This window comes from Fontibacillus panacisegetis, assembly GCF_900102215.1.
GTDB lineage: Bacteria > Bacillota > Bacilli > Paenibacillales > Paenibacillaceae > Fontibacillus > Fontibacillus panacisegetis.
This window is the reverse complement of sequence record NZ_FNBG01000017.1, coordinates 95,710-112,328: the sequence shown is the minus strand read 5'-3', so window position 1 is coordinate 112,328 and position 16,619 is coordinate 95,710. Positions and strand designations below refer to the sequence as shown.

Here is a 16,619-nt window from a genome sequence, read left to right as displayed (position 1 = left end):
ACTGTTGAATCTTTGAATCTATTCTTTCGATTTTCACTCAAAGTAGAATGATCCGGTGCTTTTTGGGTTAACCCTAATCCTAAAAACCAGCGAAAGGACAACGTATCGTTCACGGCACGTTCAAGCTTACGCTCTGAGGGAATGTCGTACAGATAGCCAAGCAGTAGCATTTTAAAGAATACGATGGGATCTAGGGAGGGACGCCCATTGTTCTCACAGTAATAAGGTTTAACCAGATCAATAATGAAATTAAAATCGATATATTTGTCGATGTTGCGCAAAAGATGATCTTGAGGAACTAATTGCTCCAAGCAGACCAGTTCATACTCTAATTGAGGGTTTGTATCATTTGTAAACAACATAAAATCACCGCTCTCTGGCATATATTATATAGATATTATACCATATTAACGCGGTGATTTGGTGAAATAATGACTTTTTCAACAGTCTGTAAATTGGAGTATTTTAACCCTGCCGGAAGCGTAAAGGATAGAATTGGTTTTGCCATGATAAAAGACGCGGAAGAAAAAGGGCTGATTAATCAGAACTCAGTGATCATTGAGCCTACTAGTGGAAACACAGGAGTTGGGCTGGCGTTTGCAGCAGCTGCTTTAGGATTTAGATTAATCATCACCTTACCAGAAAGCTTTAGTATTGAACGAAGAAAACTATTAATTGCTCTGGGAGCAGAATTGGTATTAACGCCTGCTTCAGAAGGTATGGCAGGAGCGATTAAGAAGGCTGAAGAAATAGCTTCAGAAATTCCTAATTCTTATATTCCCCAGCAGTTTACAAATCCCGCCAATCCAGATGTACATAAGAAAACCACAGCTGAGGAGATTTGGCGAGATACAGAAGGGGAAGTAGATATTTTTGTTGGTGGTGTTGGCACAGGAGGAACGATATCAGGAGTTGGTGAAGTCCTGAAGCAAAGAAAATCCGCAGTTAAGATTGTAGCGGTTGAACCTTCTGATTCTCCGGTTCTTTCTGGAGGGAAAAGAGGAGTTCATAAGATTCAGGGAATAGGCGCAGGTTTTGTACCAGATAATTTTAACAGGTCTGTTGTTGATGAGATTTTCCAAGTAAGAAATGAGGATGCATTTGAAACCGCTCGTTTATTAGCCAGATCGGAAGGGCTCTTAGTTGGGATCTCATCCGGTGCGGCTGTATATGCTGCGCTCCAAATAGCAAAAAGACCGGAAAATAAAAATAAAAATATAGTTGTACTTCTTCCGGATACAGGGGAGAGATATTTATCGACGCCTCTTTTTCCCGAGGTATAGATCAACAGAGCAGCATGACTAATCCCATAGAAGAGAGCAAGCTTCGTTCAATGGAATTAGATAAAAGAGATCCATCCGTTTCTTATCGTATGCGATATGAAGTGGATGGATTTTTTGCATGATCAGCTGACTAATTTTTGCTATTTCTATATATGCTAAACTCAACTCATTTACAGATAATGAAAACGCTGTTATAATCAAAAATGAGCATAAATGGTCAATATCAATCAATTTAATATGGACATTGATCGTTTTGTGATCATTTAGTGATGATATATAACAAAAAGATAGATGCTTGAAGGATATTGGCTGCGCTTGAAGTGAAGGAGTGAAATACGATGTTTGAGGAAGAAAGAAAAAGAAGGATCGTGCAGTTTCTGGAAAGGTATACAAGGGGATCGGTACAGGAGCTAAGTCAGGAGACCGGTGTATCGGAGTCTACCATTCGCAGGGATCTTAAGGAGCTAGAAGAAGCAAAGCTGCTGAAACGTACGCATGGTGGAGCAGTGTCACTACAAAGCGTTAACTTTGAAGCGCCTTATTATGATAAGGAAGATCGTTTCCTGGAAGAGAAGCGGCGGATTGCACGCAAAGCTGTACAGATGATTCAAGAGGGTGATGCGATCCTGCTGGATGGAGGAACGACTACACTGCAAATTGCCAAAGAACTAAAAAGTTTCTCAAACATCAAGGTTATTACCAACTCGATCATGGCTCTGAATGAGCTGAAGGAATGCCGCAATATTGAAGTCTCAATAACTGGCGGGATGCTGCGTCCTGATACGATGGCTTTTGTCGGACCTATGGCCGAGCATTCACTCGATATGGTGAGAGTGGATAAAGCATTTCTTGCCACGAACGGCCTTGATTTACAGCAAGGTATTTCTACTCCGAATATGTTAGAGGCAGCAACGAAACGAAAAATGATCGCGATTGCAAAACAAGTCATATTACTTGCAGATCGTAGCAAAATAGAACAGGTGTCTTACTGTAAGGTGGCAGATATTACCGAAATTGATCATTTGTTTATGGATTCAGGTGCGCCGGACAGCTTCATTCAGAAGCTAAGAGAGACAGGCGTTGACGTTACTTTAGTGTGAAGCGAGGGATAATCATGATCTATACAGTTACACTTAATCCTTCCATTGATTATATCGTGGAGGTTGAGGATTTAAAACTAGGTGAGTTGAACCGGATGACACGCGATTTAAAGCTTCCGGGTGGAAAAGGAATTAATGTTTCGCGAGTGTTAAATCAGCTTGGGGTTCAGAATAAAGCGATTGGTTTTCTTGGTGGGTTCACTGGTCGATATATAAATGATTGGTTAAGTAAAGAATCGATTTTAAGCGATTTTGTATTTGTCGCTGACGATACACGGATTAACATTAAGCTAAAATCCGGACAGGAGACCGAGATCAATGGCTCTGGCCCAATCATTCGGGAGACTGAAGCTGAAGCCTTGCTGCAAAAGCTGGTGAAGTTGAGTGCAGACGATATTGTGATTTTGTCCGGCAGTGTACCTCCATCGCTTGGCGAAGATTTTTATGAGAGGTTAATTTCTGTATGCAAGCAGAATAAGGCGGAATTTGTTATAGATACCACTGGCATGGCGTTACAAAAGGCTCTGATCCATCAGCCACTGCTTGTAAAGCCGAACCATCATGAGCTGGCTGAGTTGTTTGGCGTAACGATTAATTCAAGGGAAGAGATTATCGTTTACGGACGAAAGCTGCTGGAAGCCGGTGCGAAGCATGTGCTGGTCTCGATGGCCGGTGAAGGAGCTCTTTTTATCACGGGAAACAAGGTTTACCACGCAAATGCGCCTGAGGGTATTGTGAAGAATTCGGTAGGTGCTGGCGATTCTATGATTGCCGGTTTTGTGGGCACCCTATCGCTGACCGGAGATTTGCTTGAGGCTTTCCGTGCAGGGGTTGCTTCAGGAAGTGCTACAGCGTTCTCTGACGATTTGGCAGATCAGGAGCACATAGAGCAACTGCAGCTGTTGATTCGAATATCACAAGTATAAATAAGTCAGAATATTAACTCAGGGGAGTTGTACGATATGAAAATTACGGATCTCATGATAAAGGATACCATGATCATGGATTTAAAGGCTTCAAAGAAGGAAGCAGCAATTGATGAATTGATCGAAAGTCTTGTGGCGCACGGTCGTATTAATGACCCTGTGCTTTTTAAAGAAATGATATTAAAGCGCGAGGCAGAGTCGAGCACCGGGATTGGTGGTGGTATCGCCATGCCGCATGCCAAAACCAAGGCAGTTAATGAACCGACTGTGGTATTTGCAAAGAGTGCGCAAGGTGTGGATTTTGAGTCGCTGGACGGTGAACCTGCTCGGATTTTCTTTATGATAGCTGCTCCTGAAGGGGCGGGTACTATGCATCTTCGCACATTGGCCGCATTGTCCAGACTGCTGGTCGATAGTGAATTTATTGAGCAGTTGATGGCTACCGGTACACCGGATGAAGTATCAGAATTGTTTGATGCCAAGCAAGAGGAAAGTATAAACAAAGGGAAGAAAGAAAAGGATAATGAAAATGTTAGCACTACGTCCGACTCGGAACGTGTAATTGTAGGCGATCCGGATTCACAAGCCTTCGTTGTAGCAGTTACTGCCTGTCCTACGGGAATTGCCCATACTTTTATGGCTGAGGACGCGCTAAAGAAAAAAGCGCTTGAAATGCGAATCAACATTCGAGTGGAAACAAACGGATCGGAAGGGGCTCAAAACGTACTGACTGCTGATGAGATCCGACGTGCAAACGGTGTCATAGTCGCAGCTGACAAAAACGTGGAGATGGCCCGTTTCGAAGGAAAGCCAGTGCTGATCAGACCGGTGAGCGATGGTATCCGTAAGCCAGAAGAATTAATTCTAAAAGCGATAAATGGCGAGGCTCCGATCTACCGCAGTGAAGGACACAGAGGTGATGAACAGCCAACCGAGAAATCTGTTAGTATAGGCGGTAAAATATATAAGGATTTGATGAACGGAATATCTCATATGTTGCCGTTTGTGGTGGGTGGCGGTATACTATTGGCCATTTCCTTTCTGATCGAACAGATTGGAGGCGAAGATCACCCGTTATTCCAGCTGCTGCAAATGATTGGTGGTGGGGATGGTGCCTTCCATTTTCTGATTCCGGTTCTTGCCGGATTTATCGCAATTAGTATTGGTGACCGTCCGGCCTTAATGCCGGGAATGGTTGGTGGCTACTTGGCCTTAAATTCCAATGCCGGATTCCTTGGTGCCCTTGCCGCAGGTTTTTTGGCTGGTTATGTCGTTGTCGGTCTACGTAAAGTATTTGCTGGTCTTCCTAAAACGCTAGATGGCTTGAAGCCGATTTTGCTTTATCCAGTATTCGGTCTGCTGATTACTGGAGGAATTATGTATTACCTGATTGATCCTGTATTTAGCTGGATTAATATCGGGCTGATGGATGGGCTAAATAATCTAGGAACCACTAATGCGGTTATTTTGGGTATGATTCTCGCCGGGATGATGTCCATTGACATGGGTGGCCCATTCAACAAAGCGGCGTACACGTTCGCAATAGGGGTATTTACTACCAGTGGGAACACGAACGGCTTCATGATGGCGGCTGTAATGGCTGGCGGCATGGTTCCCCCAATTGCCATCGCGCTTGCTTCTACGTTTTTCAAGAATAAATTCACAGAATCCGAACGTAAATCAGGGTTAACAAATTACGTATTAGGTTTGTCGTTCATTACCGAGGGGGCAATTCCGTTCGCCGCTGCTGATCCGCTTCGAGTTCTGACTTCATGTATTCTGGGCTCGGCCGTTGCGGGAGGTCTCACTCAGCTGTGGAATATTAACGTTCCGGCACCGCATGGAGGAATCTTCGTAGCTGCTCTTTCGAGTCATGCAGTACTGTTTATACTGGCTGTTCTGATTGGATCAATCATTTCAGGACTGATTCTTGGGTTGTGGAAGAAGCCACTGGAAAGTATTGGACCAAAGAGCGTTAAGTAATGGAGTAAATAACGCATAACAATGTATTTACTTACCAGGCTTTTCATCTCTTGAAGAGCCGGTGATTCACAAGCCCCAATTAACCCCAACCTAAGCTAAGAGCTGAGGCTGGGGTTAATTGGGGTCTTTAGCAAACCAAGATGAAGTTATGACTGTGCCGAGTCCCTTCGTAAGATCGTAGAAAGGCTGTTTTGTTACTTGTTTTGCACCATTTTTTTAAGTGTAGGATAGCTGTGGATTGCAATACCGCTAAACCCGTCATGGTTCGAAAAATAATTTTCAACCGTCTTCAATTGCTTATTCATATAATTCAAGCCTTTGTTATAGTACGTAATCTCACTTGGGATGCTGTTGCCGTTGGGAGGACTAGTTTCTGCGCCAATGTAAATTTTCTTGCCTTTTTTCGCCGCATAGTTGATTTCTGCTAATGATGAGCGGATTTGTTTCTCGGCCGTGTCACGATACGCCATAATGGTTGCGGTGTCCACAATGTCTAGTACAAAATAACTTAGCGGTTTTTTCATCCCGCCAGTATTTACAATGAACGCGTTCTCACCTGTTGCAAACCAGAACGGAATCGCTGCATTAAATTCAAGATGATCATCACTGGAGGCAATTTTATTTGCGATTTTCTTCAGAACCTGTATATATTGATAGCTAACGGAGCCTCTTTTGGTTTTAAATTCAGGCAAGGTATGCGGTTCAATATCATATTGTATTCCGTCAAATTTGCTGGACGGATAGGACTCATTAAAGGAAAGCACTTGACGAAGTTCTTCTAAAGCGTCGCGATGATAACGTTCCAGTGCCCAGTTCGCTCTTCCAACAAGCGCAAATACACGAATCCCTTTTTCATGCGCTCTTGTGATTAGTTCCTCATACGTTGCGGGTTGATCCGATAATGTCTTCCTTGTCCCAATGAACAATAAGTTGATATCTTGATCAGTTGAAAACTTAAGTAACTGTGTAATCTGGTTGGAATCGGATGCCGCTTCATAAAAATCCCAAACCCATAATGCTTTGGTGGTTTCATTAGCCGCATGAGCTGGGGAAGGGATTACGATCATTATCGATAAACAAACTGTTAAAAATAATATGCGTGCCTTGGTTTTCACTTGGTTTCTACTCCATTCTATATATATTTCCTCCACTTTAAGCAAAAATTACCCATTTAACCGAAATAAACTATCAAAAACTAGATTATCATAATAATAGATTGTACCGAATGATCTGTTTGGACTAATGCGAAGGTTCATTTTTTGGTGAATTTGAGAAGGCTTCTGATAGTTCACGGGTATCATATTATCCTGGAGAGATTCATACAGTCGGGAAAAGAGTAGAAGTGTTATGCGTCTATTATACTTATTAAGGAATAGTTAAATGAGATCATAAACTAGCCGAATCTGTCTAATGGGGGAATTCTATTTGCAGTCGATAATGTTGATTATGAATATGTTCCCGCTTCAGGGCTACCGCCCTTCGGTTCTCAGATGTATAATCATGGAGGAAGCTTAGAGGAAATACGACCCAGCCTAAGATAAGAGCTATCTAAGGTTGGGTCATTTCGTTAATAAGATCAAAACTGGAGGAGTTCAAATGAGAATATTAGTTGTCTCCGATGAAGAGTCAAAATATATTTGGGATCATTTTGAACCTGAGAAATTTAAAGATATTGACTTAGTTATATCTTGTGGTGATCTTAAGGCAGAGTATTTATCTTTTCTAGTAACTATGATTAATGCTCCATTATTTTATGTGCATGGCAATCATGATACTGAATACAAATCGATTCCACCTGAAGGGTGTGAGTGTATAGAAGACAAGATAATAACTTATCAAGGATTTCGAATAATGGGCCTTGGCGGTAGCCATCGATATAACCGTGGGGAATATCAATATACAGAAAGACAGATGCGTTGGAGAATAGCTAAAATGAAGCCTAAACTTTGGCTAAGTAAAGGCATAGATATTTTGGTTACGCATGCCCCAGCTTACAAGATTGGTGACGGTGAAGACGTATGTCATAGAGGATTTGAATGTTTTATAGAACTTATGAATAAATATAATCCGAAATTTTTATTGCACGGCCACCAACATTTGAACTATGGAAGAAACGAAAGAATTAATCAGTATAAAAACACAAATGTAATAAACGCATATGGATACTACATCATAGAAATTTAGGGTAACGCTTCAGGGCTACCGCCCGTTGGTTGACAAGATGTATAATCATGGAAGAAGCTTAGACAACAAATGACCCCGCTTAAGTTAAAAGCTATCTAAGGTTGGGTCGTTTCAAGAATACATAAAACATTATCCAAAACTGGAAGCAATTAATGAAAGAGAAGGTGCTAAATGAAGCTAAAGCTAATTGAAAGCAATCCATCGGTAGATGAATATATGACATTGATAGCTAGTACAGGGTGGGATGGAATCCTAGAAAAGGGCAAAGCAAGACTTGAAAAATGTTTAAAAGAAAATTGGTTTAGCGTAAGTGTATACAATGAAGCAGATGAGATTATTGGTTACGGGCGAATATTGTCAGATGGTGAGTTGCAAGCATTGATATGTGATGTGATTATAAAACCAGAATTTCAAAGAAAAGGAATAGGATCTTTAATTATTACAAGGCTAATAGAAGAATGTAAAAAATATGATATTTTGTTGATACAGTTATTTTCAGCATGGGGAAAAGAAGATTTTTATATAAAACATGGATTTGAAAAAAAGGCAGATGAAGCTCCAGGAATGAGATATACAAATTAACAAAAAACAGAGTGAAAGTTAATTCAAATCGGCATCGGATAACATCGTTTCTAAGCCTCTCGGACTCGTGAAAATTGGGAACGATAATACGAAATTTGAGCAGAATTTGAAAGAGAGTTGATGAAATGAATCGTCTTCAGGTAATCAGAAAAAAAGAAAAAGAGTATCATGATGATTGTTATGAAAATCTTGAGCTTTTCAAACCAGGTTCATGGTTACATAAACCTGTGAAGACAGTAATGGAATTAATGGCTAATTTCGAAAGTTTGGATATAGTGAATGTGCTGGATTTAGGCTGTGGTGTTGGGAGAAATAGTATTCCAGTAGCAGAGATTTTAAAACACAAAGAAGGGAAAGTAGTCTGCGTTGATTTATTGGAATCAGCTATAACAAATTTAGAGGAATATAGTGAGAAATACGGAGTGAGTGCTAAGATCAGCCCGGTGTTATCAGATATTTCGAATTACGTGATTCCTGATGAGTATTTTCATTTGATTTTTTCAGTATCTTCACTTGAGCATTTGGAATCGGAGGAGAGATTTGATTATGTAATAGAAAATATGATCCGTGGTACGAAAACACAGGGAGTAAATTGCATAATTATCAGCACAGGTGTTAGAGAGAAAATAATTGATACAGGTGAAATAATCGAGCCAATGTACGAGTTGATGTTTGAGACTACATATTTATCTGAAAAATTCGAGAAGATGTATAAGAATTGGAAGACATTGAAACACACGGTAAAACCTTTTGAGGTAGAGATTACAAGAGATGGACGTAGAGTCTTGCTTGAAAGTGATGTAGTGACGTGGGTAGTGCAAAATACATAGTGAAAATTAATCAAACAAGGCTCGGCACAGTATAACACCGCATTCATGTTATGGCAGGCTCATAGAGACTTAAGGTGGTGTGGGTTCGTGAATGCAAGAATATTATGCGATATCCCTGTAATTATTAAATCTTAACAAGGGAGGAATCATGATTATCATATTGATAATATTAATGATTGGAATATTAGTTACTTTAATGAGGGTCGAGATATCTTCTAAGAAACAGATAGAAAATGACGAACGCATTATAGAAAGACTGGATATGTTAATCAACGATTTAAGAAAATCAAATAAATGATAGGAAGTCACAATAAAAATCAGACTACAAATTAGCTATGCTGACTTAAGCCGTTAGAACGAACATTATCTGCAATCAAGGTAATGAAATAGAATGCATTTCTAGTAATTCAGAGGGAGTGGTTATTTTAATAAACCATCGCGGAATATGTTAGACGTTATCAGAAATGGCAGATAAATCGGAGGAACTTGAGTGAAGAAGATTTTAGTATTAAATTTAGCCTTTCTCATACTAACCGCATGTAATAGTGAGAGCGTTAGCTATAAAATAAACAACACTGATCAAATTACCAACACAGATATTCCAGTAGAAACCGAAATAATTTTTACTGAAAGACAGCTTGATAATACGATGGATGAAATAAGCAAATTAATTAAATATTATGAAAAAAATCTTATTGAAGCAATAAATAAAGGTACATTTTCATTTGTTGAACCTAATCTTTTGCCAGATAGTAATCTGTTTGTAGCACAAAAGAAGCTTGTAAATAACTTATTCACCAGAAAGATTACAGAGGAGTTCCAAAATTCGGAAATCTATAGGACTTATTACATTGATATTAATAAGTTCGATGTTGAAGTTGCTGAAAACATTAAAATTAATTACCCAGACAAGGAAGGAATACTTAGGGAATATCATTGGATATATTCAGTCGAGAAAGTTGGAGAGTCTTATTTTCTGAGTGACATTAAGGAATGGGCTAATTTTGAGCAAGATATTGAACAACGGATGGGAGCAGTCAAAGCTGATGGCTTCTATGTAGATGAACTTCTTGAATCTTACCCAAAAGCTCTAGAAGAATGCCTGAATACTTTAGATATAACTGAAATTAAGAGAATATCAGCTAACGAAACAGTATTAAATAAACAAAAATCTATAATGACAGGTCTATTAAATAATGGGTCTGAATTCTCTGTTAAAATGACAATATTAGATTATGGAGAAGTGGACTATATTAATGTTGGGCAATTAACCATAAGTTACACAAATAAGGCAAATAAGCAGGGAAAATTTAGAAGAAAATATTCTTTCGAGTTTGATGAAATTCGAGATGAAGTTACATACGAGGGTTATGCAGTGATTAAGAATTTAAAGGAAATAAATGAGTAACACGATGTTTCTAAGAAGCTCGACTTCTGATAACATTACGTTCAACTTTACGACAATGAAATTAAATCATTGAATGTGATTGGTAGATGGCAATGGCATCAGAAAATAACTAACGTTATACGAAATTAATACATTGGGGGAAAAGATGAAAAACAGATTAGTTTTGTTAGTTATTGCTGCTCTTCTAGTGGTTGTCTGTATTTATTGGGGTGGGTATAGAATTAATGGGTTAAGTGCTGCAAGAGCGAATAGTTTTGTACCTAAAGATTCAATTCTTCTTGATCAGGTGGATTATAACTGGGGTTCAGTCTATATTTTTAATTCAAACGAGAAACCTATAACAGCTATTAGTAATAAGAAACTTGGTTTTCTTTGGGTTTCCAGAGCTTCGACATTTTTCTTTCATAATAACGATCCTGTGAAAACAATTGGTGGAACTACTATAGCGGATGAGGAAGAGCAGGCAACCGTTTTTAGTGTAATAGTAAACGACCCTGAAGTGACTTTGTTAGAAGTTGGACCTGAAGGAGAGAGGCAAAGAAAAAATGTGGTATTAGGGGAACCTATTACTTTTTCATGGAATAAAACTATCAATTGGTTTGATTTAACTCCAAATGCTCTGAACCAAGAAGGAAAACTTCTATATGAATACAGATTTGCTGAACCAAACTTTACAAAATTGGATGAATTGAAGTGGTACCCGATTTAAAAGAAAACAATTTACTGGTTTTACTATTGCATATGGTTTCTATATTTCTGCTGAAGTTTACGGACTGATCGTGGTAACGATTTTCGGAAGGATGAAGAACATTATGGATAAACGATTAACATTTAATGAGGAAGTGGAAAATTACGAAAAATGGAGACCGACATATTGTGATGAATTATTCAAAGATATTATAGAGTATTCTCATATAGAGCAAGGCAAAAAAGCAATTGAAATTGGCATTGGAACAGGACAGGCAACAAGACCTTTTTTAGAAACAGGCTGTGAATTAACGGCAATTGAATTAGGAAAAGACCTTGCAGAATATTCAAAATTGAAGTTTCTAGATTATAAAAATTTTACAGTATGCAATACTGCGTTTGAAGATTTTGAATGTCCAAATGGCAGTATTGATATCATTTATTCAGCAACTGCATTTCATTGGATTCCAGAACAAATTGGTTATCCTAAAGTCTCCAAATTACTAAAAACAGGTGGAACACTAGCATTATTATGGAACCGCCCATTTGTATCACGTGAAAATGATGAGTTACATCAGAATATTCAAAGGATATATCAAAAATATAGACCTTCCAGTACCCAAATTATGGAGTATGATACTGAAAGATATGAAGGTCGAAAGAAAACAATTCAGGCATATGGATTTAGAGAAATTGTGTTCAAATTGTATCATTTAACCAGAACATTCTCGTCGTCTGACTATATTGACTTATTAAATACATATTCAGATCATAGAACAATGCCATCAACTACTAAAGTATTATTTGAGAACGAGATTAAAGAAGCGATTTTACGTTTTGGCGATGTATTATACGTTTATGATACTATTGATTTGTATTTAGCAAAAAAATGATTTGATAAGATTTTAAATATATATATTTTGGGGGAGAGAGTAAAATGACAGAGAGAATAAAAATATCAACCGGATCACCCTGGGAACCAGTTGTAGGATATAGCAGGGCAATTAGAGTTGGAAATATTGTAGAAGTTGCAGGGACAACTTCAATGAAAGATGGAGAGGTTGTAGGTAAAGGTAACGCATATGAGCAAACAAAATATATTTTAGAGATGATTAATGGAGCCTTGCATCAAGTGGACGCAAGTATGTCGGATGTTGTTAGGACAAGGATGTTTGTAACAGATATAAGTAAATGGGAAGAGATAGGAAGAGCACATGGAGAATATTTCAAAGATATTAGGCCCGTAGCAACTATGGTCGAGGTTAAAAGTTTGATTGATCCAGAATTATTGGTTGAGATAGAAGTACATGCAATATTAAATGAAAATGGATAGTAAGCTGACGAAGAAGCTCATACAACAAGTGACCCAGCCTAAGATAAGAGCATCTAGGGCTGGGTCGTTTTATTAAACATTCACATTTTTCGCTGTGCGCTACTGTCTTGCATGGATTTTTAATTGATTATCTATATACTGTGGCAGGAATAGTTGAAGTGTAGGGAGACAACATATTTTTTCATTCGCCTGGAGGTCGAAAATGAAGGATGTAATAATTATCGAGCCTTACAATGAGAAGTGGTCTGTGATGTTTGAGGAGCTGCGTAGTCAAATTTTAAATGTAATAGGAAATTATATAGTAAGAATGGATCATATTGGATCAACGGCCGTGGTTGGATTAGCTGCTAAACCGATTATTGATATTCAAATATCTGTGTTAAATCTAGCTAATATCGAAGAAGTCAAGAATGGATTGGAATCTTTGGGGTTTATTTATAGACAAGATAATCCAGACTTAACTAAAAGATATTTTAGAGAATCAGAAGGAATGAGAAGAACTCATATTCACGTAAGGGAATCGGGAAGTTGGTCAGAACAATTTAATTTGTTATTTAGGGATTATTTAAGAAAACATGAAAATGAACGAAATGAATATGCCCAGGTTAAGCATGATCTTGCAAAGCAATATGGAAATCGCAGAGAACTGTATGTTGAAGGGAAAACAGAAATAGTATGGAATATTATGCAAAAGGCAAATCGCTGGAGTCAAGAGATCGGATGGAAGTTAGATAAATCGAATGTGTAAAAAATCTGCGGGGTGACAGATATTAAATTATTGTTTGTGTGCAGCAGAAATAAATGGCGTAGCTTAACCGCAGAGAAAATTTTTAGTGGATTAGCAGCCTATCAAGTGCGTTCGGCGGGAACAGAAGAAAATGCTAGAGTAAAGGTTACAGCAGGACATATTGGATGGGCTGATATCATTTTTGTTATGGAAAAGAAGCATCAAGCAAAATTACAACAAAGATATAGAGAAGAACTACAAGACAAGAGAGTAATAAGGTTAGACATTCCAGATGAATATGAATATATGGATGAGGAACTCATTGATTTGTTGATATCCAGAGTATCTGAACATATCAATATAAATATCTGAACGTTATCAGTAATAGTTAAAGGAGATAAAATGCGTTGATGATACAAGGTTTATATGAAGCTCATTTGCCTGTAAAGAACATGAAGGAATCTATCGAATTTTACTCTAAGTTAGGTTTAGAGCTTGCATGGAGAGATGAAGATACTGCATTCTTTTGGATTGAGAAGGAGAAAAGTTGGATTGGTCTGTGGCAGGGTAAGGAATTTTTAACACCATATCATCCATCTTTAAGACATGTAGCATTTCGAGTAAGTTATGAGGATTTAAAAAATAGTTTGAACTGGCTTCAAGAGATTCAAATAGAACCTGTGCCATTTGGATCAAGAGATTCTATCGAACCTTTTGTACGGCCCAATCAAGGAAATGCATCAGTATACTTTAATGATCCAGATGGCAACAGTTTGGAATTGATGTGTTTTATTGAGGTCCCGGATAGATTGAAGAACATAACAGCCAAGTTATCAATTGAAGAATGGGAGCAATTACTTGGGGGTGAATAATTTTGCAAATCCAAGGTATTAATCATATTTGTTTTTCTGTTTCCAGCTTAGAACGCTCTATCGATTTTTATAAGCAAGTATTTGGGGCCAACCTTTTAGTCAAGGGTAAGAAATTAGCTTATTTTGATTTAAATGGACTATGGCTCGCATTAAATGAAGAACCGGATATTGAAAGAAATGAAATTCATTACTCGTACACTCATATTGCTTTTACAATAGATGATGAAGCATTTGAAGCCTATAAAGAAAAATTGATGGAGTTAAAAGTTAATATTCTGCCTGGAAGAGAACGAGACGAGCGAGACAAGAAGTCAATTTACTTCGCAGACCCTGATGGTCATAAGTTTGAGTTCCATACAGGGCAGTTGAAAGACCGAATAGAATATTATAAAGAAGATAAAAATCATATGACATTTTTATGAATAGAAGAGCAAAAACTTTGACACATGTGAAGTGAATTTTATGGAGTTGCCAGAGATTAAGAGAGATTTATTTACAAGAGAAGCAAATAGAAATTGGAGGAAAAGACATGATCGATATGGATAAAATTTATTTAATTACTGACATACCTGGTTATACTCCTCAAATAAGTCGTTTATTGTCCATGATGAATTATGTAAGGTATACAACATTAGAAACTACAGAAAACTTAACTGTAGATCAGTTAGACTTTTTATTAGACTCCGAAAGCAATTCAATAGGTGCATTATTGATGCATTTCGCAGCAGTAGAATATGCGTATCAAGTTGGAACCTTTGAGAAGAGAGAATTAAATGATGAAGAAATGTTGATCTGGGGAGCAGCATTGGAGCTAGGTGAAGAAGGACGGAGAAAGATTCGTGGAAATAATCTCAATTATTATTTAGATAAATTAAATGAGGTGAGAAATCGGACCTACGAATTTTTTAGAACCGTTAATGATGATTGGCTGTATCAAGAGGAGGAATTTTGGTATCAAAAGCAAGCTAATCATTACTTTATGTGGTTCCATGTGTTTGAAGATGAAATCAATCATAGAGGTCAAATTAGAATGATAAAGAAAAGACTAAATGTATAACTTGATCAGGAGGTTCATAATGAGGGTGAAAGTATTGCAACAGCTACTGCTGCTTTTACTTATGAGCGGTATGGTGATTGCAGGCTGTACTAATGGAAACACAGTATTAAAAGATGATGAACCTATGAATCTAAAAGTGATGTACTATAACCAAGATCAGTTTTTCCAGGATTATGGAAACCTATTTCTGCTGAAAAACTCTCATATTGAAATAGAAGTTGTAAGTACCCAATCTCTATCTAAAGCCTCCGATCCGGTTGCAGCTTTTGATGAGCTTATAGAAAAGGAACAACCAGATGTCATTTTGCTAAATTCAAGCAACTTTAAAGCCTATGCCGCCGAAGAAAAATTGATGGAACTAGACTCATTAATTGAACGAGATCAATATAATACGGAGACCATATACCCTGCACTGCTCGAACTGGTCAAAAAGGACGGGAATGGGAAGTTATATGGTTTATCACCTACTTTTGGCCAGGCTGTTGTTTTTTATAATGCGGATTTATTTAAGAAATATGGAATAGAACTGCCGCATGACGGAATGACGTGGGAGAACATCTACGATTTAGCCCGCCGTTTTCCAACTGAAGGTGATGGAAATACTCGAGTGTATGGTTATGGTGAACAATTCTCTATGAGTTTTAATAGAATAGTTCAAAATATAGCTAATAATGAAGGTATCATGATGGTTAACCCCAATACCTTGGAAGTAACAATTAATACGGAATCCTGGAGAAAGATGTACCAGCTTGTTTTGGACGGATTGAATTCTAATACGGTTTACATCCCTGAACAAAATGGATCTAAGGGGGTTGTTACCCCAGAAGATCAATTAAAAAATCAACCGTTTATAATGGGACGTTTTGCTATGGTAGTGGGCGGTCCATATACCCTTGAGCAAATAAAGCAGGCAAAAACCTCTGTACAAAATTACAAGCCATTTGAGTTGGGGATGGTAACGGGTCCTGTCAATTCTGCTGATCCTGAGAGAAGCAGCACCTTTTTTTTGTATCAAATTATGACGATCCGGGCTAATTCTACTAATGTTGAAGCAGCATGGGAGTTTATCAAATTTGCTAATGGGGAAGAGTATGCGAAGAATAAATCCAAAAGCATGAGTAACGGTCTCCTCTTGTCCCGAATAGGGGCTTATCAAGATTCTGAAGGCTACAGTATGGATGTGTTTTATAAGTTAAAACCTAATATGGATCGTTTTAATTATTACGAGGAATTTAAAAGGATTCCCGCTGCATTTAATATAGGATTTATTCCGATTATGGAAAGAGAAATAGCGTTAGTCAGAGAAAATAAAAAGTCCATTGATGATGCGTTGCAAACTGCCCAGAAAGATGGGCAGGAGCTTATGGACAAAGCCTTAAAGGAAGAATCGAAAAAAAAGTGAGACTAAAGTTTAGCAAGCAACAGCTTGCTGTCAGGAGAAAATAAAGTTCTAGACTAGGTTAATTGTAGTAACGTAAATAGAGGATGGTTAGTTCATTATATGAGCTTGTTTGACTTGTAACGGCGGCAGCCTTTGTAAAGATTTAGCTGTAGGTCTCTCTGAAATGGACGTACCTAAGTACGAAATTCATATTCAATCAACCTCAAAAATGATAGAAGTTGCCAAACAATATAAAAGATGAGGTA

The 16,619-nt window shown here is 37.9% G+C and carries 18 protein-coding genes and 1 pseudogene; 17 read left to right on the top strand and 2 right to left on the bottom strand.

The features are described 5' to 3' along the window. Positions 1 to 362: transposase (locus tag BLS49_RS15080; protein ID WP_175471273.1), on the bottom strand; the 362-nt coding region annotated here is incomplete at its 3' end. 84 nt (positions 363 to 446) lie between these two features. On the opposite strand from BLS49_RS15080, the pseudogene cysK reads away from it, so the two are divergent. From cysK to BLS49_RS15060, 4 genes and pseudogenes are all read left to right on the top strand, one after another. After that, positions 447 to 1,283 (top strand): annotated as a pseudogene (gene cysK, locus BLS49_RS15075) (cysteine synthase A); the annotation flags it as partial. 338 nt (positions 1,284 to 1,621) lie between these two features. Next, positions 1,622 to 2,383, top strand: coding sequence for a DeoR/GlpR family DNA-binding transcription regulator (locus BLS49_RS15070; RefSeq protein WP_091232105.1), 762 nt, complete (start codon positions 1,622 to 1,624; stop codon positions 2,381 to 2,383). A 14-nt stretch (positions 2,384 to 2,397) separates the two neighbouring features. After that, positions 2,398 to 3,309: a 1-phosphofructokinase gene (gene pfkB / locus BLS49_RS15065; RefSeq protein WP_091232102.1), complete on the top strand. Its 912-nt coding sequence runs from the start codon at positions 2,398 to 2,400 to the stop codon at positions 3,307 to 3,309. Positions 3,310 to 3,345: 36 nt separating this feature from the next. Then, the gene (locus BLS49_RS15060; RefSeq protein WP_091232099.1) at positions 3,346 to 5,292 is read left to right on the top strand and encodes a PTS fructose transporter subunit IIABC; all 1,947 of its coding nucleotides are present in this window, start codon (positions 3,346 to 3,348) and stop codon (positions 5,290 to 5,292) included. Between the two features lie 194 nt (positions 5,293 to 5,486). Here BLS49_RS15060 and BLS49_RS15055 read toward each other — a convergent pair whose 3' ends face one another. Beyond that, complete coding sequence (locus BLS49_RS15055) at positions 5,487 to 6,407, bottom strand: hypothetical protein (RefSeq protein ID WP_091232096.1); 921 nt, start codon at positions 6,405 to 6,407, stop codon at positions 5,487 to 5,489. Positions 6,408 to 6,888: 481 nt separating this feature from the next. On the opposite strand from BLS49_RS15055, the gene BLS49_RS15050 reads away from it, so the two are divergent. From BLS49_RS15050 to BLS49_RS14990, 13 genes are all read left to right on the top strand, one after another. Next, a complete protein-coding gene (locus BLS49_RS15050) occupies positions 6,889 to 7,476 on the top strand; it encodes a metallophosphoesterase family protein (protein WP_091232092.1) in 588 nt (195 codons plus the stop codon). 171 nt (positions 7,477 to 7,647) lie between these two features. Further along, the gene (locus BLS49_RS15045) at positions 7,648 to 8,058 is read left to right on the top strand and encodes a GNAT family N-acetyltransferase (RefSeq protein WP_091232089.1); all 411 of its coding nucleotides are present in this window, start codon (positions 7,648 to 7,650) and stop codon (positions 8,056 to 8,058) included. 125 nt (positions 8,059 to 8,183) lie between these two features. Beyond that, positions 8,184 to 8,888, top strand: a complete 705-nt coding sequence (locus BLS49_RS15040; protein ID WP_091232086.1) for a class I SAM-dependent methyltransferase — start codon at positions 8,184 to 8,186, stop codon at positions 8,886 to 8,888. Positions 8,889 to 9,378: 490 nt separating this feature from the next. Further along, positions 9,379 to 10,296 carry a TcaA NTF2-like domain-containing protein gene (locus BLS49_RS15035; RefSeq protein ID WP_091232084.1) on the top strand — a complete coding sequence of 306 codons (918 nt, stop codon included), beginning with the start codon at positions 9,379 to 9,381 and terminating at the stop codon, positions 10,294 to 10,296. 145 nt (positions 10,297 to 10,441) lie between these two features. Further along, on the top strand, positions 10,442 to 11,005 hold the full coding sequence (locus BLS49_RS15030) for a hypothetical protein (RefSeq protein ID WP_091232081.1): 564 nt from the start codon (positions 10,442 to 10,444) through the stop codon (positions 11,003 to 11,005). Positions 11,006 to 11,108: 103 nt separating this feature from the next. Next, positions 11,109 to 11,876, top strand: a complete 768-nt coding sequence (locus tag BLS49_RS15025) for a class I SAM-dependent methyltransferase (protein WP_091232078.1) — start codon at positions 11,109 to 11,111, stop codon at positions 11,874 to 11,876. Between the two features lie 44 nt (positions 11,877 to 11,920). Beyond that, the gene (locus BLS49_RS15020) at positions 11,921 to 12,316 is read left to right on the top strand and encodes a RidA family protein (RefSeq protein ID WP_091232076.1); all 396 of its coding nucleotides are present in this window, start codon (positions 11,921 to 11,923) and stop codon (positions 12,314 to 12,316) included. 202 nt (positions 12,317 to 12,518) lie between these two features. Then, positions 12,519 to 13,064 carry a GrpB family protein gene (locus BLS49_RS15015; protein WP_091232072.1) on the top strand — a complete coding sequence of 182 codons (546 nt, stop codon included), beginning with the start codon at positions 12,519 to 12,521 and terminating at the stop codon, positions 13,062 to 13,064. A 21-nt stretch (positions 13,065 to 13,085) separates the two neighbouring features. Beyond that, entirely contained in the window at positions 13,086 to 13,415 is a 330-nt protein-coding gene (locus tag BLS49_RS15010) for a low molecular weight protein tyrosine phosphatase family protein (protein ID WP_175471426.1), read from the top strand. Between the two features lie 38 nt (positions 13,416 to 13,453). Then, the gene (locus BLS49_RS15005; RefSeq protein WP_091232063.1) at positions 13,454 to 13,915 is read left to right on the top strand and encodes a VOC family protein; all 462 of its coding nucleotides are present in this window, start codon (positions 13,454 to 13,456) and stop codon (positions 13,913 to 13,915) included. A gap of 2 nt (positions 13,916 to 13,917) precedes the next feature. Further along, complete coding sequence (fosB, locus tag BLS49_RS15000) at positions 13,918 to 14,337, top strand: metallothiol transferase FosB (RefSeq protein WP_091232060.1); 420 nt, start codon at positions 13,918 to 13,920, stop codon at positions 14,335 to 14,337. Positions 14,338 to 14,444: 107 nt separating this feature from the next. Then, a complete protein-coding gene (locus BLS49_RS14995) occupies positions 14,445 to 14,972 on the top strand; it encodes a DinB family protein (RefSeq protein ID WP_091232057.1) in 528 nt (175 codons plus the stop codon). 19 nt (positions 14,973 to 14,991) lie between these two features. Beyond that, positions 14,992 to 16,374, top strand: a complete 1,383-nt coding sequence (locus BLS49_RS14990; RefSeq protein WP_175471425.1) for an ABC transporter substrate-binding protein — start codon at positions 14,992 to 14,994, stop codon at positions 16,372 to 16,374. Positions 16,375 to 16,619 lie beyond the last annotated feature (245 nt).